The organism is Pedobacter nototheniae (assembly GCF_004335085.1).
Taxonomy (GTDB): Bacteria; Bacteroidota; Bacteroidia; order Sphingobacteriales; family Sphingobacteriaceae; genus Pedobacter; species Pedobacter nototheniae.
On sequence record NZ_RQRS01000029.1, the window covers coordinates 17,233 to 42,162 of the forward strand.

Here is a 24,930-nt window from a genome sequence, read left to right on the forward strand (position 1 = left end):
TACAACGGCATTTTTTTGCGGAAAATCGAGAAATTTATGCCCCAAAATTTATGCCCCAAATTTGATTTTAGCATCAAAAATTGGGGCATAATCGTAATTGAATTTGCTATTTACCTGCCAACTAACATGTTCCGACAGCGTAATTATAATAGGAATAGTGTTTTTTTAACAAAAAGTTAACAAAATGTAGGTTTAATAATTACAAAAAATAATGTTTCCGAAAAGTGTTTTCCCACTTTCCCAAAAATTTCTGAAAAGAGGATCATTGGCTAAATAAACTACTTGGCCTCTCCCAAACTCCTGAACTCCAATCACTAATCCAGACTTTAATTCATCTCTAACTTTCTTCCCTACAATACCTGCCATTAAGCTTTTATCACTAAACTGACCAACATTCCAGCCTTTTACAAAAGGTTCGTAAATTTTATTGTCTGTTTTTAATGTATAATAAGTTTTCCCAATGCCGTAAGCAAATGGATGTGAAGCATCTAAATTAATTTTATAAATAGCACCAGGAATACTATTTTCATAATTATCCTTGTCTTTATCCTTAAAAAGAAGTTTACTTACCTCAGGTTTCTCGTCCTTTTTAGTTACTAATTCTTTCTTTTTAATATCAAACCCTTTTTTCTCAATTACACTTCCAATAGCATCTTCCATTAAAATTAACTTTCCACCCTTATTAATCCATGCGGTTAAACCATCGCCAATGAAATTAGAATAGCTTCCATCTGGTAGAATAAGCGTATTAATTTTACTGATATCCAAATTGTTAATGTCTTTTGCATTAATAATATTTGCCTGCAATTTTAAATCGTGTTCCAGGTAAAACCAAACTTCTCCAAAAGCAAGGGAAGATACCTCTGCACCAGAAACAACTGCTATTTTAGGTTGCTTCAGCAATGGATAAACTGAAGATCCAAAATCTTTTCCTTTTTCCACAAAACCACTGCTAATTGCTTGCAACGGCATATCCAAATTTGTTGCTATCTGTGTTACTTTTGCTTTGATATCCTTTATTAGTTTTTCGTTTTCTGCCCGCAAAACAATCAAAGTACCAGCAGAATAGCTTTTTCCATTTACTGAAAAAGGTAGATCCGCCTGCCTAACTTTAATTTTTTCATCTTGTAGTGCTGTTAATAAACGTACATCCTCGGCAGCGCCCCAATTAAATAACCAAGCTAAAGGTTTATCCATATTTGTGGATGAAATTTTGTACTCTTCAAGCGCATTAAATTTACCCTTAATACTTTCTTTACTCGCGTAAGCTTTTAATCCATACACATATGGCAGAGCCCAAGCCGTAATATCATAAGTATTAGAATCTGTTACGACAGTTTGTGGTTCTAACAGAACATTAGCAAGTACTGCTCTTGATTGCTGGACATTAACAATCAAATCGTTACGATTGATGTTAAAACTTTCTTCCTTTTGCGTGTCATAATCATAACCTCTACCTGCCCGATCACCTCCATAAGCAAACTCTATCTTGTTTTTGGTAAGTAAAACAGCTAATTTTTTTAATCTTGAAATGTTGTCGGCTTTAATAATATAACTCTTATAAACTCCTGGGGAACTGACTAGTGCATTCTGAAAATACTTTTTAAACTCATCCATTAACTTATTATGGTTTTGAGCTGTAACCTCTAGAGTCGACATGCCCGTTGTAAAGTGATGCGCTATCCTATCTTTCAGGGTAAGTGTATCACCATCATTCGTTACCACAGATAAACCTGCTCTTATTCCTCCTTGTTCGTAAGTCATACCGATTGATCCATTATACAAAGGATAAGTATCTCCATATGAGGGGTATAGTAAATCGAAACGTTCTTTTGTAAAATATTGCCAGCCTTGCTCATCGAAGTACCTCGCATTATTTTTGCCTACTACAATCTGAAAACTTTTTTGCCAAGGCGTAATATCCTGATGAACAGGTTCGGCTGCCGGTGCAAAATAATAAGGCTCGTTATATCCTTGTTCGTGAAAATCAACATGCACTTGTGGCATCCATTGATTATAAAGCGCTAAACGCTGCTGACTTTCTACCTGCGTTTGCCACGCCCAATCTCTATTCAAATCGAAATAATAATGATTCGGTCTACCGCCTGGCCATGGTTCGATATGCTCTCTTGATGAAGGATCAGAATTTGGTGTTTGCCCAACTACACTATTAAAATAATTTACGTAGCGATCTCTGCCATCAGGATTTAAACAAGGATCTATCACAACAACTGTATTTTTTAACCATTCATTTACTTGCTTATCTTGTCCGGCAGATAAAGTATACAACATTTTCATAGCTGTTTCAGTAGAATTTGCCTCGTTTCCATGTACGTTATAACTTAACCACAGCAAGGTTGGCTGATTATTAATATCAACATTATTTGCCGTTCCTTTTGCCAACTGCAAATTATTCACCCTAATTTGTTCAAGCTTATTAATATTCTCTACAGATGAAACAAAAGCCACCATTAACGGCCTGCCTTCGTTAGTTTTACCATATTCTACGAGCTTAACATTTTTCGCAGACGCAGCAGTCTGTCTAAAATAATCAGCCACTTTAAAATGTGGAGTAAAGTGAGCGCCAAGCGCATAACCTAAAAATTCATCAGGAGATTTAACCTGTGCCTGTGCAAAAGAAATTAATGCAAATGCGACCAAACAGAGCGTAAATATTTTTTTCATATAGAAAGTTGGTGATTGGTTAGTGGTTCAAATTAGTTTAATCGGACAATCAATATTTTGAACTAATATTTTATCTAATGTACTAATTTTGTTTTTTTTTGCTACGAAAGCTTAATTTTACTGCATACTTTTTACACAAAGCATGGTTACTACAGAAATTTTATACGCCCATTACCTTAAAAACCTTCAAATATCTACGGATACTCGTAATATTATAAAAGGCAGTTTATTTTTTGCTCTTAAAGGCGATCATTTTAATGCCAATGAATTTGCTGCTCAAGCGCTTGAAAATGGTGCATCTTTTGCCATTATTGATGAAGAAAAGTATAAAATCAATGATCAATGCCTTTTAGTTGATGATGTTTTAACCGCCCTACAGGATTTAGCTCGTTATCATCGGAAACAATTAAATATTCCGGTTATAGGTTTAACAGGGAGCAATGGAAAAACAACAAGTAAAGAATTGGTAAATGCTGTTTTGGCTGAACGGTATAAAACATTTGCCACTTTTGGTAATCTGAATAATCATATTGGTGTGCCGCTTTCTATACTTTCTATTCGTAATGATGTAGAAATTGCAATTATAGAAATGGGCGCAAACCATCAAAAAGAAATAGAATTACTTTGCACCATTGCACAGCCCACACACGGCATTATCACCAATGTTGGCATGGCCCATTTAGAAGGTTTTGGTGGTTTTGAAGGCGTAAAAAAAGGAAAGGCAGAACTTTATGCTTATTTAAAGGAAACAAAGGGGTACACATTTATTAATCGTGATAATCCATTTTTAATGGAAATGAGCGCAACATCCAAGCTAAATAAACTTATTTTTTATGGTACGGAAACGGGGAATACAATTAAAGGTAAATTGAAAAGTAGCGATCCGTTTATTGAAGTTGCCTGGACAAACCATGAGAAAGAATCAGTTGTTAAAACACAACTAACTGGAAGTTATAACTTCGAAAACATTTTAGCTGCAATTTGCATTGGCGATTTTTTTGATATGACTCCAGAATCTATTAACAATGGATTAGCTAATTATCAGCCTAAAAATAATCGTTCGCAATTGACCAAAACAGAGAATAATACTGTTATCTGCGATTTTTACAATGCTAATCCAAGCAGCATGTCTGCGGCATTAAATAACATTTCCGTTTTAACAGCTAATCAAAAAACAGCAATTTTAGGTGATATGTTTGAACTTGGTTCTGAATCAGCAAAACAACACCAGTTAATTACTCAACAAGCTCTTGAAAGCGGTCTAAATGAGGTAATTTTTATTGGTAAGGATTTTTACGCTTACCAAGACGAAAATAAAGGTAAGTTTTTTAAAACCCCCGATGAAGCAGCCAATTACCTACAGGAAAACCCCATTAAAAACAACATGATTTTACTTAAAGGATCAAGAGGAATGAAACTAGAAAGTTTGTTAAAATACTTATAAACTACTTCGAAAATTGAATTTCATACCTTTCACCAGCAACTTCTAAAAGTTCAGGCTTCATTTTATCAGGATAGTTAATTAGCAATATTCTTTTTAAACTTTTTTGAGGACCTAAAGTTGTTTTATTTTTTGCTGGTATTGCAACTACTGTAGCTTGGTACACAAAAGAAACAGGATATTTCACCATATTTACAACATCCAATAGGGCAACATCTGAGAAATCTAAATCAATGGTTTCATTTGTTTTATTAGTCACTTTCATTTTTACACTAACAAAAGTATAGCCCTTTTTAGCAACAATTCTACTGTTTCCCGTGGCTTGCTGACTTGCAGAACTCATTCCATAAACTTCATATTCTACATTATTTTTGTAGTTGAAATTGTTCTTAGCTGGGCTAAGCTGATATACTGTGATGCATGATGAAAGTGTTAAGATTAAACCAAAAAAGATTAATCTAAAGAGAGACGTTTTCATGTATTATTTAATTATTTGGTGATTCATTCACGGTTAAACCAACATCGCTAATTTCCACTAATGGATTATCACGCATATTTTGTTCTATTTCTATTTTAAATTTACCATTTTTAGGAAAACGATATTGTGTACGTAACGGCAAAGTATAATTAAATATACTACCAGAGCCACTTCCTAGCCATTCTCCATCATTTTTAGCCAATTTATATTGATAGCGCTTTGTTACTTTATCTTTCCCATCAAAAAAATGCACTAAAATATAAATGTTAGAATACCGATATTCTGCAGTATGCCTTAGTTTAAAATAAATATTATAGGCTTTGGTATTATCCTTAATTTCGAAAGAAGTTGCAATATGGTTTCTGTAAGTCCATTTACGATCTGGTATTTGCACATTCGTATCAACAATACTATTGGTTGTGCATCCCGAAAGGAATGCAACAAAGAATAAAAATCCTAAAAATAGGGCCGCTTTTTTATTCCGCAGCTGGTTTATTTTCTGAGCCATTGTTATCTTTCCGGCGATTATTGTTTTTCCTGCGATTATTTCTGTTTTTATTTTTCCCTGGCTCAGCTTTCACTCCATCTACAGGTACATTTCCTTCAGCTTTTACAACAGGTTTTGCATTTTGCTGTGGCTTTGGTGCATTTTGAGGTTTCGGTCCATTAACATGCTGTGGTTTTGGTACCGCCTGCTGCTGAGGTTTTTGCGCAGTATTTTGTTGAGGTTTAGGACCATTTTGTTGAGGCTTTCCTCCGCCTTTCTGTGGTCCTTGTCCTTGATTTTGTTGCGGTTTAGGGGTTTGAACTGCCGCATCGCTACTTTGAACTCTTTCTCTTTTGTTGCGATTGTTTTTCTGATTGTTGTTTTTGTTTTGGTTGTTATTTCTATTTTTAGAACGTTCATCTAAACGGGTTAAACTATCCTGACCAACAACATTTTCGTAATCAAAAGATTTTTCTACAACAACAGGAGCAGCAATTTTAACGGCTTCCTCTTTCAAATTAGGCACCTTTTTACCTGCTTTGTTCATTGCCATGATTTCTTTTACGCGAGCCGCCGCAACCGGAATCCAGTTTTCGTCGTTCGGGTAACTAAACCACATTATTTTTTTGAAAATATCTGTTTTTTGATGGCGGGCATAACCAGCTTCGGTATCAAGATTTTCAATTCTATCAGGAATATCTTTTAAAGCATCCAAATAGGTATCTAACTCATAATTTAAGCAACATTTAAGTTTACCACATTGGCCGGCAAGTTTCAATGTATTTAAAGATAAGTTTTGATAACGAGCCGCCGCTGTAGAAACTGTTTTAAAGTTTGTAAGCCAGGTTGAGCAACATAATTCACGTCCGCAAGAGCCAATTCCACCTAAACGACCAGCTTCCTGGCGCATTCCAATTTGGCGCATTTCAATCCTGATCCTAAAGCTTTCGGCCATTTTTTTAATGAGCTCACGAAAATCAACACGTCCATCAGCAGTGTAAAAGAAAGTGGCTTTGGTTTTATCAGCCTGATAATCTACGTCACTAATTTTCATTGATAAACGTAAATCTAATGCCAGTTTTCGGGCTTTATGCATGGTTTCCCATTCCATTTCTTTAGCGGCATTCCATTTTTCTACATCAGCTTCGGTCGCTTTACGATAAATCTTTTTCACCACCTGATCCATTGTTGTTTTGCGGCGTTTCATTTGAATCCGAACTAATTCGCCGGTAAGCGAAACGTGACCGACATCAAAACCACCCGTTGGGCCTTCAACAGCTACCAACTCACCAATTTCCAGATAAATGTTATCGCTATTTAGAAAAAACTCTTTACGTGAACCTTTAAATTTTATTTCTGTAACCTGAAACGGTTTATAATTAGAGGGCATATCCAGGTTGGATAGCCAATCGTGAACTTCCATTGTTTGGCACCCACCGGTGCCGCATGAGCCATTACTTTTGCATCCATTAGGGGTGCAACCACCACCTGTTGAACAACTTCCACATCCCATATTAATTGTATATATATTGAGTCCCCGCGGGGAGCGTTTTAAACTTGATAATTTTTACCAGTTGTAAAGATACATCTAAAAACAGAATTTTCGGGTTTGCATTCCGTTCTATATGATAGTGTGCCTTCTCCAGTTCGCCAATTATTGCTTCTGCCATTGGTAATGTAAGTACATGTGTACTTAGTTTTTTTGCCGTTTCGAAGGTTAATGGTGGCAATTTCACCAATTCTTCGGCACCACTTAAAATTAAACAGCACTCGCGTAAATAATTTACACCATACTTTAAAAAATTCTTTTGATTCTCTCGTCCCCACTTAGCCGCTTCATCAGTAAATTCGATTAAATCGGGAACTTTGTTTCCAAAACCCATCCTTAACCATGCCGTAAAAGTGCCAGAACTATCGCTTTGCGTATCCGCTGCCAATGCTTTAGCTTCAATTAAATTTCCATCAGCTAAAAAGGCGTAGTCAACGGTTTGGTGTTCTGTTAAGCCGCTACTTTCTAATAAATAACCAGAAACTTCTTCACTACTTAATTTTGGTATTTTAACTATTTGTGTTCGCGATAAAATTGTAGTTAAAATTTGATCCTGACTTTGAGCAATTAAAATAAATAAAGTATTGGCGGGTGGTTCTTCAATCAATTTTAGCAAAGCATTTCCTGCTTTATCCAAATATTCGGGTAACCACATAATTAAAACTTTTGTTTCGGCTTCAAAGGCTTTGTAGCTCAGTTTCTTTATAATATCGTGGCACTCGGCAATGTTAATGTTGGCTTGTTTATTGGCGGCATCTAATTTTGAGCGCCAAATATCCATGTCAAAATAAGGGTCTTGCAAAACCATATTTCTCCATTCATCGAGCACATCAACAGCGGTTTTTATACTTGCCGAAGCAAAAAATGGATAGGAGAAATGTAAATCCGGATGAATTAATCTTTCATACTTTCTACAGCTCGAACAGGTACCGCAGCTATCATTTTCACCTTTTTCAAGGCAATTAATGTACTGTGCATATGCAATTGCCAAAGGCACTGCTCCTGAACCAGCTGGCGATAAAAAGAGTTGCGCATGGCTAATTCGGTTTTCTTTAACCGTTTGCACCAATTGTTGCTTAATTCTTTCTTGTCCTATGATTTCTTTAAACTGCATTTGGTGCAAAATAAGAAATAGATGTGATATTTAAAGACTCGTTTAGCCGAACTTCTTTCATAGCCATAATTTTTTAAGGGTTAAAGACATTTATTAATTACAAAATTTGCATCTGTAACTACTGATTTTAAACTCAATATATCTGCAAACTAAAGCTCGCCATAACGGAAATATAAAAAACCTTACCTTTGGAACTTTTAATTTGTATGGCTCGGATTTTAGCTTTTGATTATGGAACTAAGCGCATTGGTATTGCGGTAACTGATCCTTTGCAAATTATTGCAACGGGTTTGGATACTGTGCATCCTAAAGATGTGATTGAGTTTATTAAAAAATATATGCTTACTGAGCAGGTTGAAGCTTTTGTTTTGGGAGATCCTAAGCAAATGGATGGTTCTCCATCAGAATCTGCCCAACACGTAAAAGGTTTCGCAACGTTGCTAAAAAAATCATTCCCTGATGTACCTAGGCATTGGGTTGATGAACGTTTTACTTCTAAAATAGCGCATCAAACCATTATGCAAAGTGGTTTAAAAAAATCAGATAGGAGAGATAAGGAGCGGGTTGATACCATTGCTGCAACTCTAATTTTACAATATTTTATGGAAAGCAACCGTTTATAAACAAATAATGAGCCTGATAAACGACGATTTACAACAATTACTTCTCAATTACTGCGAGCCTGAAAGCGAATTGCTTCAAAAAATAGATCGCGAAACTAATCTTAAAGTTTTAATGCCCCGCATGCTATCTGGCCATTACCAGGGTAGGGTTTTAAGTATGTTAAGCAAAATGGTTTCGCCAAAAAGAGTTTTAGAAATAGGCACTTTTACCGGATATGCTACACTTTGCCTTGCGGAAGGTTTATCAACCGAAGGAATTATCTACACTTTAGATATTAATGCTGAGTTGGAGGATATGGTGAGAGCCAATTTTGCACAATCTGAATACAATAACCAAATTAAATACATTTTAGGTAATGCCATTGAAACGGTTAATGATTTGAACGAAACTTTTGACTTGGTTTTTATAGATGCCGATAAAAAAAATAATGGCACATATTACGATTTAGTCTTTGACCGGATTCGCCCTGGCGGAATCATCATTGTGGATAATGTACTATGGAGTGGAAAAGTACTTCAGGATAAGCAAGATAAAGACACCAGAAATATTACTACTTTTAATGATAAAATAGCTAATGATGAGCGTGTTGAGAAATTAATTCTGCCTGTTAGGGATGGATTATTTGTGATTAGGAAGAAAGGCTAACATACCATGATTAATCGGTTAATTTTTATAATTAGCCATTTAAACAATTTATACAGTTAACCATGATAAAGAAATTATTTACCTTTTGCCTTTTACTTTTAAGCATTCTTTTTGCTAAAGCACAAGATACTGAGGATTATATTGCGGAGCATGTTGATTTTGCGCAGGGCTTAATGCGGGATCACAAAATCCCGGCAAGCATTATTTTAGCCGTTGCTGTACACGAATCTGCCGCAGGAAACAGTAGAATTGCCCAACATTTAAACAATCATTTTGGCGTTAAAGGCCCAAATAATAATGCAGAAATTCGTTCGTCTTACCGCGATTATTTAAATGCAGACGAATCTTATAGTCACTTTGTGGAGATTATGGAAACGCGATCTCCTTTTAATAATCTTTTCGAAAAGTACGATCAATATGATTATAAAGGATGGGCCAGAGGGATACAGCGTTGTGGTTATGCGCACAGCAGATCATGGTCTAGCCAGGTTATTGCGCTAATTAAAAAATACGAGCTTTACCAGTATGATGAGCGCCCTGATGGTTACGAAGAGCCTGTTTATGCTACGCCGATTTATCATCATAAAAGAAGCAGAAATCGTTCTTCGGCTCCAAAATACACGGTTAAAACAGGGGATAACTTAAGCATTATTGCGAAAAAGAAAGGTACAACTGTTAAAAAGTTGATGCAGAAAAACGGTCTTAAAAAGGCTAATTTAAAACCCGGACAAAAGATCAAAGTTTAGTTAGAATACGCAAAGAGCAAATCTTTTATCCTACTTATTTATCAATCAAGAATATACATCATCCTTAAAATGAAATTAAAATACCTCTATTTAGCTTTACTTGTTGTTTTATTTAGCGCATGTAAAACCCGCCAATACAGTAGAAACAATAAGCAAATAGAAAAAGCCGCAAACAAAGCCAATAATAATAACTATAAAAGTTATAATACCATAAGTTATATTGATGAATTTAAGGCGGTGGCAATAGAGGAAATGAATGCTTACGGAATTCCGGCGAGTATTACCCTTGCTCAAGGAATTTTAGAATCGGGTAGTGGAAATAGCGATTTAGCTAAATATGCCAATAACCACTTCGGGATTAAATGTACTTCGGATTGGAAAGGGAAAAACTATTTCCGTGATGATGATAAAAAAGACGATTGCTTTAGGGTTTATAAGGATGCCCGCGAATCTTTTAAAGACCATTCTGAATTTTTAAAGCGTAAGCGTTATAGCTTTTTATTCCAGCTGGATAAAAATGATTATAAAAGCTGGGCTCAGGGTTTAAAAACTGCTGGTTATGCTACCAACCCAAAATACCCAGATTTGTTGATTACAACCATAGAAAAATATCAGCTCTACCAATACGACCAATCGGAAACCGAAAAGCAGAAAATAGCTCGCGAGGATCGTGTTTTTACAGAGATAAATGAAAATATCCCTCAGGAAAAGAAGAAATTTACTCCGGTTGAAACGCCTCCTCCTGGCGCAAAACCAATTACTGCCGATGGAACTTACACCGTTGTTAAGGGTGATACACTTTATAACATCTCTAAAAGATTTAATTTAAGCGTTGATGAATTGAAAATGCTCAACAACATTACAACAGATGGAATAAAATTAGGCCAGGTGCTTAAGGTTAAATAATGTTAATCGTAAACATTGACTGTTGCTTATTTGTAGTTTTGTAGACTAATGAAATTTATTTTTGCTTTTATTTCCTTTTTAAGCATCTCGGTGATGCTTTATGCCCAACAAAAACCGGTACAAGGAATTGTTATAGATAAGGAAACCAAACAGCGTTTGGCTAAAGTTTATATTTACAATACTCGCACTGGAGATGGTATGTACAACAACACCAAGGGCGAATTTAGCACCTACGCCGTGCCTGGAGATACTTTGGTAGCCGCGTTATCTGGTTATGGTGTGGATACTTTAGTTTTTAAAGGTCAGCCGGCAGCCTATTTCCAGCTAAAATCCTTAGGGATTAGATTGAGAGATGTTTTAATTCAGCAAAAGCGATTAACGCCCCAGCAACAGTACGAAAAAACAATTAAAGAATATCGCTACCAAACGATGAAAGGTAGCAGTAAAGATTTATTAAATTTAGGCAACGGTGGAGTTGGTTTAGGCATTGATGCCATATATAATCTGTTGAGCAGACAAGGCAGAAATGCTCGTCATTTGCAACAAATACTGGAAAAAGATTATCGAGAGGATTTGATTGATTATCGTTTTAACGCAACTCTTGTACAACAAGTTTTAGGAATAAAAGATCCTGAACTTACCAGTTTTATGCAACAATACAGGCCAACGTATCAATTTGTGTTAGATGCTAGCGATTATTCTTTTAACTTGTTTATTAGAAATGCATACAAAAGTTACAGGCTAAACCCCAGGGCATTACAGCTACCCGCTTTGCCCAAGTTAAGTATTGATAAACTGTGAAAGCCCCAATATTAATTGTAAAAAAATTACCAGCAGCAGGCATGGCTATATTTCCATTTATCCTGGTAAAATCTGCCCGATTAAAAAAAGATCCTGAAATTATCAATCACGAAAAAATTCACCTTCGGCAGCAAATGGAGCTATTAATTTTTCCGTTTTATACGCTTTACTTCTTCAATTATTTAATCAATCTGGTTAAATACCAAAACCATGATTTAGCTTACCGCAATATTATTTTTGAGCGAGAAGCTTACAAACATGAAGCAAATTTTGGTTATTTGAAGAAAGGTAACTGGTTTGGTTGGTTAAGAAATTGGAAGCATTAAATATAAATCTAACTGCGTAATCATTTCGTTAAACCTTTTATCTATAAGTAATTTTCTTTTTCTTTGTAACCAATGAAGAATTATTTAGCCGTACTATTAGTTATTCTAAGCATCTGCTCCACAAAATTATATGCACAGGAAATTGATACAATTCCAATCAATACAAAAGACCTGAACATAAAATTAAAGCGTAATCCGTTGCCAAGCAGGCAGGGGCCGTTAAATTTTGAACCTGTAAAACTTAAGCCTTTTATAGTAAATGCTAAGGTAAACTACTGGAAAACCAAAACTTCGGTAGGCATAAATATTAATCAGGCATCTTTTAGTGATAACTGGAAAGGTGGCGGTGTAAACTCTTTTGCGGTTGGTGGTTTGCTTAATTATAAGGCAGAGTACAACAAAAACAGTTATAGTTATGTGAGCGAAGTTATTTTACAATATGGAAAAGTAAAAAACAAAGCCCAGTTACAGAAAAAAACAACCGACCGTATTTACTGGGATAACAAGGCTTCATTTTTATTATCTAAAAACTGGTCGTTCTTTGGTTCCATAAACTTTGAATCACAGTTTGATAACGGTTATTCTTATAGTACGGTAAATGGTGCAGAAACGGCAACACTGATCTCTAAATTTATGGGGCCGGGTTATTTAACAGAATCTGTCGGTTTTGAATATAAGCCAAATAAATATTTCTCTACACGAATTGGTACAGGTACTGCCCGCCAAACTTTTGTTTTGGATACAAATTTATATAAAACAAACTCTAAAAACTTTGGGGTAGATCCTGGAAAAAGGTTCAGAAATGAATTGGCTTTTCAGGTGGTTGCTGCTTTTGATAAGGATATTTTCACTAACACCAATTTAAAGGCTCGTTATGCTATGTTTATCCCTTATGAGGATATTGCCGTTAAAAATGTAGATCACCGTTTGGACGTTGCTTTAACAGCAAAAATTAACCGGTTTATGAATACAAGCTTAACCGGAGTTGTACTTTACGATAGAGATACCGATACAAAGGTACAGGCCAGCCAAACACTGGCCCTTGGTTTTACCTTTATATTTCCGAGATAGGTTTACAAGCCTAAAACACCAATTTCCCAATAAGGAATGCTGCTTATTTGTTTAGTAGCTACTCCTTTTTGGCGCAAGTATTTTTTAAATTTTTGCACAGATCTTGATCTTCCCGAAAGGTAGAATTTAGCATCCTTCCACATCTCCCAACACTTTGGATGCATATTTTCCATCCAGTTGATAGCGTTTAATGCAGGCTCTTGCGGGCTAGCGGGTACCGCATCAAGCAAAAGCTTTATTCTTTTTAATGATTCTTCATTCTCTTCCTGCATTTCTAAAATTCCGAAATACTCGTGATCTAAGTTTAATGATACGTTTTTAAACCATTCATATAAACCTATGGATGTTTCATCGCCAAAGAAAAAGTGCTGGTTTGCATCATAATCATATTTGATTTTCCCTTTATCTGCTATTAACTTTAAGCTTTCGCCAACTTGCAGGTTTTTAGCCCAGGCACTTCCTTCTCCTTTTCCATTTAAGTAGAATAAAATTTCGCAAGTTCCATTTTCCTTATCAAAGGATGAAAGTGTATAATGACGGTATTCGTGCTCATTAATACGGAAAAGTGCTTCCTGACCGGGAGCAAAATCTGCTGTAAAAAAGTCGCCCTTAAACGTTATCTGTTTTATATCCTGACTAATCATCTCTGTTTTAACAATTTCTACGAGATGAATTTTGTCGCTAATGAATTTCTCAACGGCATTAGCTAACCATGTGGGTATTTTTGGCATCGTATTAATTTGTTTAGTAACTTTACGCAAAGTTAATCGTCCAATGCAACACTTATTTTACACAATAAGGATTAAAATTTATATGAAAGGGATTTCATGGCTTTAAGCATTTACGATGATTTTGACCAGCATTATATTGTTGGCAACCACCTTACAAACTTCGAATTAAACCAAGCTTTGGTAACCGAAAGAAAGGATGTTTACAGTTTTCCTTTTGGGGATGCAGAACTGGTTCAAATTGCTTTTTCGGGTATTTACATTGTTTATGGCGATATGATGGTAAAGCATGGCCGCTTAAGGGTTAAATCTTTCGAGGAGCCTGAACTGGTAGAGATGCATTTTTCTATCAATGGTGGTGGCATAATGGAAAACTACTTAACCAACAGAAGGCTTAACATTAAACCGAACCAGCACAACATTATTTATACACCTGATTTTGATGGAATTGCAGAATTTCCGACAGATCAAAAGTTTAAATTTTTTGAAGTTCATTTCAGTAAAGATCGTTTTGTGGGGCTTACAAAAGATAGTAGCCCCTTGTTGATGAAATTTGCCGAAAACATTATGAACAACAAATCGGTAGAAATATCCAAAGAAAACTTACCAATCAGTCTCGCTATGCACAGTTGCATTAACGACATTATTAACTGCCATGTTACCGGTGGTTTAAAATTGTTGTTTTTGCAATCTAAATGTGTCGAATTATTAGCCCTGCAAGCTCAAGCCTTTGAGTTAGCATTAAAGGAAACCAATAATACCGTTGTAAAAAGCACCTACGATAAAGAGCGCATTTACTATGCCCGTGAATATTTGTTGGAGCATTCAAATCAACCGCCATCGTTAAGCGAACTGGCAAAAATTGCTGGCATTAATGAGTTTAAATTAAAGCATGGCTTCAGAGAAACCTTCCAAAACACTGTTTTTGGCTATTTAAGCGATCATAAAATGGCACAAGCAAAAGATATGTTATCATCTGGTGCTTGTACTATTAAACAAATTGCTGATGATTTAGGTTATTCATCTGTGCAGCATTTTAGCCATGCTTTTAAGAAAAAGTTTGGTGTTACACCTGGCAAAAATAAAGGATAAAGATCTTCCTTAAAAATTTAAAGAAATCTATTCTATGCTTTCTTTTTCTTCTTTAAATTTAAATAATCAATGTAATACAACACCTTAATGGATGCACTATTATTCTGTGGAGCGGATAAAATTCCATCCAGGTTTTTGGTATAGCGCTTAGTATAATAAACATCATTCGTTTCTGCAGCATCTTTATACGATAATGAAAGCTCACTGCCGGGAGCAAACTGCCACGTATAAATCAGATCGATATTGAACACATTATAATTACGATCTGTTCCTGTCAATGGTGCGCCCTCATAATCGGCTAGGTTTCCATCGTTTTTAAGCAAATAGAAAGATTTATTTCTTCTATCGCTCCAATAATGCCTCAATACCACGGTTAAACCCATTTTATTAGTAAAAGTATATTTAGCATCAAACGAATTTTCTACAGTATTTCTATCATATCTTGAAAAAATAGCTTGGTTTCCAATGGCCTTTACCCAGTTTACATAATTGTAATTTGGATTAAAGTTTAAATCCAGGCCGAGGGCAATTTTATCGCTCAACCTTAAGTTTTGAAACAGGTAGAAATTATATTCCTTTCCCTTAAAAAGCTCTTGCTCCCTGTACCTTATGTTTCCACCAAAATTATAAGCTTTCGCACGATTTGGATTTATATAAAGCACTACGCTAAACTGTTCTGGTGTTTTATAAACCTGCCCATTTCTAGCTTCGTAAAAATCATTTCTTGATGCCCCGTAACTCAAATTTACCTCTGCCGACCAAAAGTTTTTAAATTCAATGTATGGACCACCTTCTATGCTAAAACTTTGGTAATCGCCAGGATTAACTCTTCTTGAATAACTAATTCTGCTATAGTTTAACCATTTATTATACCATGAATGTGGCTTAAAAATATCGTAGTGAGTTGTTATACTTTGATCCAGAAAATTGTTGTTGGTAAAAAATCCCATATCAGATGGATCGAATTTATCATCTGCATAGCTTTGCAAATATTCCCACCTAAAATTTCCACTTTGCTTACCACCCTTAAACTCATAACTATAACCCGTGTTGCTTTCTTTGCCTTTCAAATAGCTTAATTTACCATTTCCGCTTATAAAATATTCGTTCTTCTTATCATTTAAGTTAAAAAGTAATGCGCTCACATTGGCATCATACGCATTTCCCTGCCTTAAAACATTGGTATTAATAAAAGTTGCCGAGCTATTATTTTTTAAAGATTGATCGAAAACTAAAATATTGTAATTGGTTAGTGGCTGGGTTTCTACTTGTCTTATATTGCCGTTTGCATCCTCAACCTCGGTCTGCATTGAGTTGGTTATGGCATTAAAAATCCCAATCCCTAAGCCTTTTGATGTTCTTCCAGAAACCTTTGTTGCATTTAATACTTTTGCTTCTGTTTGATCTTTGATAACTTTATCTGTTGAACTTATTCCGCTGCGATCATAATACGATGGGATAGAACCAATTCTTTTAGAATAAAATAAATCTCCTTTGTTAAAAAGCTCCGTTCCTTCTGTAAAAAACTGACGGTTTTCGTTAAATTTCACCTCAAACGGTGTGAGGTTTAAAATTCTGTTATCAGATTGCACCTGACCAAAATCGGGTACCAAAGTCATATCTAATGTAAAACTATTGCTAATGCCATATTTAACATCCATACCGCCATTAAAACGTGATGTTGTATTTTTTACGCCTGGTAAGTTTGCTGGATAATGGTTTATATATGCAGATACATAGGGAGAAAATGAAAGCCTTAATGGCGCTTTAATATCCTTTAAACCTTCTAAAGTACCACTTTGATTCATTAGTCCACTTACCTTAGGATCGACAAAATTCCAAAACGTTTGCTGATTGGCTACTTGTCTTTTCCTAATAAAATTTATACCCCAGTTTTGCACATCCTTGCTAGAAAAACGCAAGGCAGAATAGGGAATTTTCATTTCGCAAGTCCATCCTTTATCGTCAATTTTAACGGCACTTTCCCAAACTGCATTCCAATTAGCATCTTCATCAATATCTGGAGCATATTTGGCATCGAACTGTACGCCAGCAGCAGTAACAAAAAAGCCATTTCCATTTCTTCTATCCAAAAATGTATCAAAAACAACCCCAATAAAATCGGCATTACCAATATTATCTCTGGTTACAAGCTCGTGCACAACACTATCAGGCTTATCAAACATTCGTGCATATAAGTAAATGGCGCCATCATCATATAAAACTTTTATTTCGGTACGCTTTTCATTGCTTTCTATTCTTCCTGGTACCGGCCGATTTTCAACAAAACCTGTTGCAATAGGCACATCAATCCAGCATGCATCATCTAAAACACCATCAATTTTTGGGCTTATTGTAGTTCTCTTAGCCTCTAGTTTTTTCACGGCAGCTAATCCGTTTTGGGCAAAGCCATAGTTGGTGCACAGTATTAATATTAGGCAGGTAAAGAGTAGTCTCATTAGGTTTGGTTTGCTAATAAGACATAAATAAGTAATGAGTCGTTGCATGTAGAAAATTTATTTAATTAAATTAATAGGGGCATAAATTAAAAACAGTTCATAACTTACCTATAACCCATAAGACTCCCTGCCAAAACAAATGTTGCATTGTTCAGTCTATAAAGAGTTTTTAAAGATTTTAAGTGTAGTATTACAAGAAACTGCCTGGTATACTTTGAAAAGCTTCTGCCCTTAAAACTATTTCCAGCACTTAATAAGCCCTGGAAATAGTTTGTTTGGTTTATGTGGAGGTTTAGGGTTAGTTTGCAGTAAGTACTTTCATTTGTACGTACTTATCTATGTTTTTATAGCTGTAGCCTTTCTTTATCATTGAAGCTATAAAAGTTGGAGAGGTGCCTGTAGACTTTGCCGAGATTAAATCATCAATCGTTAGGCTGTTAAATCCAAATTTTTTGTATTCGTTATAATCATTAGCAGTGGCACCAATCGCCTTTAAAGCGATGGCATTATCAACACTAAGGCTTGGCATACCTGCTGATTGGAAACTTTTGAAAAATTCGGGAGTGATACCAAGTGATTTCATGGCGATAATGTCATCATCAGAAGCTTTAATACCATTATCGGTAAAACCTTTCACATAAGTAGCAGTAATGTTTAATGCTTTTTTTGCAATTAGATTTCCAAACGCTTCGTCATCATCGTCATCTTCTTGGTCTTTAGGTTTGATTTTAGCTTTTGTAGTTTTTTTGCTATTATCATCCGTAGAAGACAGCATTTCTCTACTAGCAGCTTTGGCATTTTTTGTATCCTTTAAAAATTGGCCAGTCATCCCTTGAGATTTAAAGGTAATCAATTTGCTTGCTGTAACATCTTTATAACCCGCATCTCTTATTTCCTTTACATAGTTGCCATCCACACCCAGTGCTTTAAGTGGTATAAGATCTTGTATGCTTAGCTTGTTTAGCCCAGCATCTTTAAGCGAACGGATAAACTTTTGATCAACACGTAAAGCTGCCAAAGGGATTAATTCCTCTTTAGTAAGGCTTGTATAACCTTCTGATTTAAGCACACTTACAAAACTTCTGTCCATGTTTATCATGTAATAAACCAATGCATCTTTTTCTTGGGCATTTTTAACCCCTTCTTTAGCTAGAAAATCTATAAAACTAGGATCGGAGGTGAATTTATAAGTTCCCATGCCAGTATTACCTTCCATTTTTCCAACAAAGTTCATTGTACCAGGATCGCGAGTTAAAGAAAAAGTTCCAGAAGCATTTTTAGGCAAATTTTTCAACTCACTTAATAAAAAAGTACTGCTGCTGCCATTGTTTCTGTTTTCTTCATCATCGGCTACAAAGCGAATGGTTATTTTATCATCTTTAATTACAGCAAACCATGATCCATCAGTGGCGATATCTTTTGGCGTGCTTTTACTTTCGGTTAAAGTATTTTCCTTTCCGTATACTTTTGGTTCATTAAACAATGAAACAAACAGCAATAAAAGTGGCAGGATAAATAAATATTTCCATGTAGAATTTACATTTGATTTTTTTGCGTTCATCATAATTAATCTTTTTTTAAGAATGGATTGATTGTAGTTTGTCGTGAGACTTACCGGAAAATGTGGCGCCGACACTTTCACTAAGCTCATTTGGTAGCTCGAGCGTTCTACATCCGAATGCTGCAGCAATTCGTGGTCTGTTAAAAACTCGAGATTATCTTCCATCGCCTTGCGGTATAACCATGCAAAGGGATTGAACCATTGAAAAACAAGAGCAAGCTCGGCTATTAAAATATCATAGCTATGGCCTTGTTGTATATGGATTTTTTCGTGAAGGATGATTTGATTGTAGGTATCCCAATCGTATTTTTCGGGATTGATAAAAATATTATTTCCAAAAGAGCAAGGCGCCTGATCTCCAGAAAGTTCAACAATTCTAAAACGCCCATCTTTAATTACCGGCCTTGAATAAGCACGATATAACAAAACAAAAAGCTGAAACAAGAAATTGATACCAAAAATAATTACGCCAAGCCAATACGCCCAGATTAGTACTTTCAGGATAGAAATCTCTTTAAAGATAGATTCCTTTTCAATTTTATTATAGTTTGTAACCGTACTTGGTTTTGCATTTTTTTGTTGTTGTGTTTTTACGCTTTCCGGCACAGTTTGATTAATAGCTATGGGAACATCTGCCTTTCTGAATGCCCATTGCTGAGGAACTGGCACAAATGGCAAACTAAATGCCAATACCAAACAGCTTAGCAGAATAAAGCGGTTTAAGGGGAAAAAGGTTTCCTTTTGAAGTAATAATTTATAAAAAATCAAACATCCCGCCAGTATAAGGGCAACATTTAACAAATAATATATCATGACTTTTTGGTTTTAATAAGATCAACTATTTCTTTAAGTTCTTCTTCACTAAGGTTTTGCTCTTTAGCAAAAAAGGCCAGCATTCTTGGGTATGAATTATCGAAATATTGGCTAACTACATCCTTTAAAGCATGTTTTTGATACTCTTCTCTGCTCACCAAAGGAAAATAGCAAAACATATTTCCAACTACATCATGTCCTAAAAATCCTTTTTCTTCAAGAATTTTTACCATAGTAGCCACGCTATTGTAATGCGGCTTAGGATCAGGCAGTAACGGTATAATATCTCGGATAAATGCTTTTTCTACATCCCAAAATGCCTGCATAATTTGCTCTTCTCTTTTTGCCAGTTTAATCATCGTATCAAAATTATTAAACGAATGTACTACTAATTAATTAAGACACAAACTAATCCATTAGTAGGCAAGTAACTTTAACGTTACAAATAAAATAATTGGTTTAATAATTCAAAAAGAAATGACTTGAAAATAGCTGTACAAAAGGGAGTAAAAGTAGTTTTTAGTCAAAAAATGAATATATTTGCGGTTAAAGAAATTTGAACCAATTATGTTTGATAATTTACAGGACAAGCTAGACAGGGCGTTTAAGGTACTAAAAGGACAAGGCAGCATTACGGAAATTAACGTGGCAGAAACCATGAAAGAAATCCGTAAAGCTTTATTGGATGCCGATGTAAATTACAAAACAGCAAAAACTTTTACTGATGATGTTAGGCAAAAAGCTTTAGGTCAAAACGTATTAACATCGGTTTCTCCTGGGCAGTTGCTTACTAAAATAATGAATGATGAGCTCGCAGCTTTAATGGGCGGTGAGGTTACTGAGTTGGAAACAAAAGCTAATCCAACCATCATTTTAATTGCTGGTTTAAATGGTGCAGGTAAAACCACTTTTGCAGGTAAATTAGCTTTACACCTAAAAGGAAAAGGTAAAAAACCTTTATTAGTAGCTGGCGATATGTACCGCCCAGCAGCTGTAGATCAGTTGGAGGTTTTAGGTACATCTGTGGGTGTATCTGTTTATGCAAACCGAGATTCTAAAGATCCTGTTGCCATTGCATTAGAAGGTATTGCACACGGTAAACAAAATGGAAATAACGTAATCATTATCGATACCGCCGGTCGTTTAGCGATCGATGAATCGTTAATGAACGAAATATCAGAAGTTAAGGCCAAAACTCAACCGCACGAAATTTTATTCGTAGTGGATTCAATGACGGGTCAGGATGCTGTTAATACTGCAAAAGTATTTAACGACAGATTAGACTTTACTGGGGTTGTATTAACCAAGTTAGATGGTGATACCCGTGGTGGTGCAGCCCTTTCGATTAAATCTGTAGTAAACAAACCAATTAAATTTATTGGTACAGGTGAGAAAATGGAAGCGCTTGATGTTTTCTATCCAGATAGAATGGCATCGCGTATTTTGGGTATGGGTGATGTGGTTTCACTTGTTGAGCGTGCGCAAATGCAGTTTGATGAGAAAGAAGCTGCTGAATTACAGAAGAAAATCCGCAAAAATAAATTCGATTTCAACGATTTCTATAACCAGATTCAACAAATTAAGAAAATGGGTAACATGAAAGATTTGATGGGAATGATACCTGGTGTGGGCAAAATGATGAAAAATGTAGAAATTGAAGACGATGCATTTAAGTCAATCGAATCGATTATCCAATCAATGACTCCCTTTGAAAAGGAAAATCCAGATAGCATTCAACAAAGCCGCCGTTTGCGCATTGCAAAAGGTAGCGGAAATAAAGTTGAAGAAGTTACCAAGCTGATTAAACAGTTTGAAGATATGCGCAAAATGATGAAGCAGTTTTCAAACCCTGCTGCCGCAGCGGCTATGATGAAAGGTATGCCAAAAATGCCTTTTGGAAAAAGATAATTTCAAGTAAAAATCAAAATATTAAAATCCCAATCAGTCATGGTTGGGATTTTTTGTTTAAGGGTTTTTCACAAGAAAAGTTCTTTAATCAAATCCATGTAAGCTAAAATGCACTAAACAATTACTATATTCGGAAAAAGCCCAAATCTCCCGCAGCATTTACATCCCGTTCTTATCGTAAAAAACGAATTAATGCTTGTAAAAACCTATGGAAGTGCCGTTTTCGGCGTAAATGCTTTAACCATTACTGTTGAAGTAAGTATAAGTGCAGGCAATAAATACTTTATGGTAGGCCTGCCAGATAATGCCGTAAAAGAAAGCTTGCAACGTGTGGAAAGTGCCATTCATCTTGCAGGTTTTAGAATGCCACGCCAAAAAATTGTAGTTAATCTTGCCCCCGCAGATATTAGAAAAGAAGGCTCTGCGTATGATTTACCAATAGCTATTGGCATTTTAGCTGCTTCAGGACAAATACTGGCTGATGAATTAGAAAATTATTTTATCATGGGCGAACTGTCATTAGATGGGAATATCCAGCCCATAAAAGGTGCGTTGCCAATTGCTATACAAGCTAGAAATGAAAACTTTAAAGGTTTCATTTTACCCAAACAAAACGTACGAGAAGCCGCAATAGTTGATGGTATAAATGCTTATGGTGTAGAAACCTTAGCAGAAGTGATTTCTATTTTCAATAAAAGCAGTGATTTATTACCGACAAAAATCAATACCCGAGAGGAGTTTCTAAAAAATATAGGTAATTACGAACATGATTTTGCTGATGTAAAAGGGCAGGAAAATATTAAACGTGCTTTAGAAATAGCCGCGGCAGGCGGTCATAATGTAATTTTAATTGGACCACCGGGAGCGGGTAAAACCATGCTAGCTAAGCGTTTACCTACTATTTTACCTCCATTAAACTTACACGAAGCTTTAGAAACTACAAAAATCCATTCTGTTGCGGGCAAACTCTCTGCAGCTGATGCTTTAATGACGGTTAGGCCGTACAGATCTCCGCATCACACCATTTCTGATGTAGCTTTAGTGGGTGGAGGCATGAATCCACAGCCTGGAGAAATTTCTTTAGCGCATAATGGTGTATTATTTTTAGATGAACTCCCTGAATTTAAAAGAACCGTTTTGGAAGTGATGCGTCAACCACTTGAAGATCGGAAAGTAGCTATTTCAAGGGCAAGATTTTCTGTAGAATATCCTGCTAGCTTTATGTTGGTGGCATCTATGAACCCATGTCCATGTGGTTTTTACAATCATCCAGAAAAAGAATGTGTTTGTGCACCTGGTGTTGTTCAAAAATATTTAAGTAAAATATCCGGTCCCTTGTTAGATCGTATTGACTTACATGTAGAAGTAACGCCAGTTAGTTTTTCCGAATTGGCATCAACTAGAGATACAGAGAAAAGTGAATCAATCAGAGCTCGCGTTATTAAAGCAAGAGAAATTCAGGATATTAGGTTTGCAAACCATGAGAGTTTGCACAGTAATGCCCAAATGAGTCCTAAAATGGTTCGTAAGGTTTGCCAAATTAGTGAAGCTGGCCAAACACTTTTAAAAACCGCAATGGAACGGCTCGGTTTATCTGCAAGAGCATATGATAGGATTTTGAAAGTAGCACGCACCATTGCAGATTTAGCAAACAGCGAAAATGTAGAATTAGAGCACTTAGCAGAATCTATAAATTACCGAAGCTTAGATAGGGATGGCTGGGCAGGATAATTACGAATAATCATATAAAACTGGCAAATAGCTGAAAAAGGACGGCAAATAGCAAATATTACTTTTTATTAAAGTTTTCAATTGTAGCTTTAATAAAAATAATATTCAGTTATCATCCTACCTATGAAAATTAAACACCTTATCCTTGGCTTGCTTTTGTTAAAGGCAAGCCTCTCTTTCGCTCAAGAAAAAGAATTTACTGTATCCAAAAATTTTAACACAACAATAGATTTGGTTAGTAAATTTCAAAGCCAATTGGCCAACCAGGAATTTGATGCTGTAAAAAGTGACAATATGTTTGCTACGGATATTGCCATAAATAAGGAGCAGTATGGATTAACGCAAAAAGATAATTTTTTACTAATCAAGTATAAAAGTAAGCCCACAAAAGCAACCGTATCATCAACCTGGAATATAACCCTTAAAAAAATAAGCGCCAATAAAACCGTTGTTAAAGTAAGGTTAGCAAAAATTGATGCAGATAAGATTTCAAAGTCTCAAATTGATGCGACTAAAACCACATCAAGCGGAAAACTTGAGAAAATGCTAAAAAACTTTATCGAGCGCAATACCGATAAAGAAGAATATATTATTGGCACCACTAGTACTGAAGAAGCTGTAGATGTTGCCGAAGCCGCAGCGACCAATCAAAGCACTAACGCTGATTTAGGTAAATTACTGGATAAAAATAAAATGATTCCTTTACCAGTAACCGTAGATTACTTTACAAAAAAATTAGGTTTTGAACCTCGAACTGCCGAAAACGAGCTTTGCGAAAAGGGCATTTACTATATATGGGATTTAGAAAATGAAGTTAACCTTATTTATTCGCGTTTAAAAGACAAGAATCAGTACGCGAGTATTGCTTATTTTGGTGATGAAAAAATTTCTGGATTGCCTTTAGGATTAATATTTAATGAATCTACTTTTGATCAATGCAAATCTAAGTTTGCAAAATACAAACCTACCTGGCACCAGGAAACTACAGAAGTAAGCGCAACGGAATCAAAAGCTTTTTTAATTTTAGAATTTAAGGTAAATCAATATTATGTACAGCTTGGTTTTTACAACAATAAATATGTAACAAGCGTACAGGTTTCTACCAAAAAATAGCAATTATATGTTGATTAGAATAGTAATCCTTTCAATATTGACATTATGTGGTTTTCAAAATTTGGCTTTTGCTCAATCAGGAAAGAAAGTTTTCCATCAGCCTAAAGCAAAAGGCAATTGGTACTATTATCATCCCTTTACGGATAAGCGCTATGTTTTGGCTATTCAAAATATTGAAGATGAATTAGGTGAAGAAATTACAGGTATTAAAGGTGAAAACACTAATATCTATTTTGGAAAAAACAATGGATCTTCGGATCAGATTTTCTGGAAAACACACTTATTTATGCGCCTAATTAAGGATAACATTGAATATATAGATTATAACGGAGATGGCATAAAAGACATGGTAATTTATATGAATAGTGGCGGCAGAGGTGGCAATTCATTTTTCATGCTACTCCTAAAAAATCCTAAGGAACATAAGCTAACCCGAATAAAAGATTTCGAAAATATTGTAAATCCGACTTACGATAAAAAGCATAAAATTATATTATCGTATGCGCTAGCGGGCACAAATCATTATAGTATTTATAAGCTCAAAAATAATATGATTAATCAAATTGGTAGCTCTTTTGAAGATACGGATGACTTGGATTTAGACAAGAAGATTAATCAGATTTTAAAAGCTAACAAAATTAAATAGTTAAAG

At 35.3% G+C, this 24,930-nt stretch carries 22 protein-coding genes; 13 read left to right on the forward strand and 9 right to left on the reverse strand.

What is annotated here, in order from left to right; all coding sequences use genetic code 11:
- Nucleotides 1-192 precede the first annotated feature (192 nt).
- On the reverse strand, nt 193-2,685 hold the full coding sequence (locus tag EHC72_RS20125; protein WP_131539517.1) for a M14 family metallopeptidase: 2,493 nt from the start codon (nt 2,683-2,685) through the stop codon (nt 193-195).
- 142 nt (nt 2,686-2,827) lie between these two features.
- On the opposite strand from EHC72_RS20125, the gene EHC72_RS20130 reads away from it, so the two are divergent.
- Entirely contained in the window at nt 2,828-4,129 is a 1,302-nt protein-coding gene (locus tag EHC72_RS20130; protein ID WP_131539518.1) for a UDP-N-acetylmuramoyl-tripeptide--D-alanyl-D-alanine ligase, read from the forward strand.
- 1 nt (nt 4,130) lies between these two features.
- On the opposite strand, the gene EHC72_RS20135 is transcribed toward EHC72_RS20130, so the two are convergent.
- From EHC72_RS20135 to EHC72_RS20150, 4 genes are read right to left on the reverse strand one after another with little or no spacing between them, the layout of a single operon-like run.
- On the reverse strand, nt 4,131-4,604 hold the full coding sequence (locus EHC72_RS20135; RefSeq protein WP_131539519.1) for a hypothetical protein: 474 nt from the start codon (nt 4,602-4,604) through the stop codon (nt 4,131-4,133).
- A 7-nt stretch (nt 4,605-4,611) separates the two neighbouring features.
- Complete coding sequence (locus EHC72_RS20140; RefSeq protein WP_131539520.1) at nt 4,612-5,112, reverse strand: gliding motility lipoprotein GldH; 501 nt, start codon at nt 5,110-5,112, stop codon at nt 4,612-4,614.
- A complete protein-coding gene (locus tag EHC72_RS20145) occupies nt 5,081-6,604 on the reverse strand; it encodes a PSP1 domain-containing protein (RefSeq protein WP_131539521.1) in 1,524 nt (507 codons plus the stop codon). Before EHC72_RS20145 ends, EHC72_RS20140 begins: the two co-directional genes overlap by 32 nt.
- Before the next feature lies 1 nt (nt 6,605).
- Nucleotides 6,606-7,754 (reverse strand): DNA polymerase III subunit, encoded by a 1,149-nt coding sequence (locus EHC72_RS20150; protein WP_131539522.1) that lies wholly within the window; start codon nt 7,752-7,754, stop codon nt 6,606-6,608.
- A gap of 206 nt (nt 7,755-7,960) precedes the next feature.
- Here EHC72_RS20150 and ruvX point away from each other — a divergent pair, with 206 nt between their 5' ends.
- From ruvX to EHC72_RS20185, 7 genes are all read left to right on the forward strand, one after another.
- Complete coding sequence (gene ruvX / locus EHC72_RS20155; protein ID WP_131539523.1) at nt 7,961-8,377, forward strand: Holliday junction resolvase RuvX; 417 nt, start codon at nt 7,961-7,963, stop codon at nt 8,375-8,377.
- A 7-nt stretch (nt 8,378-8,384) separates the two neighbouring features.
- Nucleotides 8,385-9,023 (forward strand): O-methyltransferase, encoded by a 639-nt coding sequence (locus EHC72_RS20160; protein WP_131539524.1) that lies wholly within the window; start codon nt 8,385-8,387, stop codon nt 9,021-9,023.
- 62 nt (nt 9,024-9,085) lie between these two features.
- Nucleotides 9,086-9,769: a glucosaminidase domain and LysM peptidoglycan-binding domain-containing protein gene (locus EHC72_RS20165; protein WP_165585893.1), complete on the forward strand. Its 684-nt coding sequence runs from the start codon at nt 9,086-9,088 to the stop codon at nt 9,767-9,769.
- A 69-nt stretch (nt 9,770-9,838) separates the two neighbouring features.
- Entirely contained in the window at nt 9,839-10,675 is an 837-nt protein-coding gene (locus EHC72_RS20170; protein ID WP_131539525.1) for a glucosaminidase domain-containing protein, read from the forward strand.
- A 48-nt stretch (nt 10,676-10,723) separates the two neighbouring features.
- Entirely contained in the window at nt 10,724-11,476 is a 753-nt protein-coding gene (locus tag EHC72_RS20175; RefSeq protein WP_131539526.1) for a peptidase associated/transthyretin-like domain-containing protein, read from the forward strand.
- Nucleotides 11,473-11,802: a hypothetical protein gene (locus tag EHC72_RS20180; protein WP_131539527.1), complete on the forward strand. Its 330-nt coding sequence runs from the start codon at nt 11,473-11,475 to the stop codon at nt 11,800-11,802. Before EHC72_RS20175 ends, EHC72_RS20180 begins: the two co-directional genes overlap by 4 nt.
- Nucleotides 11,803-11,874: 72 nt before the next feature.
- On the forward strand, nt 11,875-12,873 hold the full coding sequence (locus EHC72_RS20185) for a DUF3078 domain-containing protein (RefSeq protein ID WP_131539528.1): 999 nt from the start codon (nt 11,875-11,877) through the stop codon (nt 12,871-12,873).
- 2 nt (nt 12,874-12,875) lie between these two features.
- Here EHC72_RS20185 and EHC72_RS20190 read toward each other — a convergent pair whose 3' ends face one another.
- Nucleotides 12,876-13,604, reverse strand: a complete 729-nt coding sequence (locus EHC72_RS20190; RefSeq protein ID WP_131539529.1) for a siderophore-interacting protein — start codon at nt 13,602-13,604, stop codon at nt 12,876-12,878.
- A 96-nt stretch (nt 13,605-13,700) separates the two neighbouring features.
- Here EHC72_RS20190 and EHC72_RS20195 point away from each other — a divergent pair, with 96 nt between their 5' ends.
- On the forward strand, nt 13,701-14,693 hold the full coding sequence (locus EHC72_RS20195; RefSeq protein WP_131539530.1) for a helix-turn-helix transcriptional regulator: 993 nt from the start codon (nt 13,701-13,703) through the stop codon (nt 14,691-14,693).
- Nucleotides 14,694-14,725: 32 nt separating this feature from the next.
- Here the strand turns inward: EHC72_RS20195 and EHC72_RS20200 are convergent, their stop codons facing one another.
- The 3 genes from EHC72_RS20200 to EHC72_RS20210 all read right to left on the reverse strand — a co-directional run bounded on the left by EHC72_RS20200 (nt 14,726) and on the right by EHC72_RS20210 (nt 19,885).
- Complete coding sequence (locus tag EHC72_RS20200; RefSeq protein ID WP_131539531.1) at nt 14,726-17,152, reverse strand: DUF5916 domain-containing protein; 2,427 nt, start codon at nt 17,150-17,152, stop codon at nt 14,726-14,728.
- 298 nt (nt 17,153-17,450) lie between these two features.
- On the reverse strand, nt 17,451-19,526 hold the full coding sequence (locus tag EHC72_RS20205) for a M56 family metallopeptidase (protein ID WP_131539532.1): 2,076 nt from the start codon (nt 19,524-19,526) through the stop codon (nt 17,451-17,453).
- Entirely contained in the window at nt 19,523-19,885 is a 363-nt protein-coding gene (locus tag EHC72_RS20210) for a BlaI/MecI/CopY family transcriptional regulator (RefSeq protein ID WP_131539533.1), read from the reverse strand. The genes EHC72_RS20205 and EHC72_RS20210 overlap by 4 nt, the downstream gene beginning before the upstream one ends.
- A 208-nt stretch (nt 19,886-20,093) precedes the next feature.
- Between EHC72_RS20210 and ffh the strand changes: the two genes are divergently transcribed.
- From ffh to EHC72_RS20230, 4 genes are all read left to right on the forward strand, one after another.
- Nucleotides 20,094-21,434, forward strand: coding sequence for a signal recognition particle protein (ffh, locus tag EHC72_RS20215; RefSeq protein ID WP_131539534.1), 1,341 nt, complete (start codon nt 20,094-20,096; stop codon nt 21,432-21,434).
- Between the two features lie 192 nt (nt 21,435-21,626).
- On the forward strand, nt 21,627-23,165 hold the full coding sequence (locus tag EHC72_RS20220) for a YifB family Mg chelatase-like AAA ATPase (protein WP_131539535.1): 1,539 nt from the start codon (nt 21,627-21,629) through the stop codon (nt 23,163-23,165).
- 123 nt (nt 23,166-23,288) lie between these two features.
- Complete coding sequence (locus EHC72_RS20225) at nt 23,289-24,278, forward strand: hypothetical protein (protein WP_131539536.1); 990 nt, start codon at nt 23,289-23,291, stop codon at nt 24,276-24,278.
- A 7-nt stretch (nt 24,279-24,285) separates the two neighbouring features.
- On the forward strand, nt 24,286-24,924 hold the full coding sequence (locus EHC72_RS20230) for an XAC2610-related protein (protein ID WP_131539537.1): 639 nt from the start codon (nt 24,286-24,288) through the stop codon (nt 24,922-24,924).
- Nucleotides 24,925-24,930 lie beyond the last annotated feature (6 nt).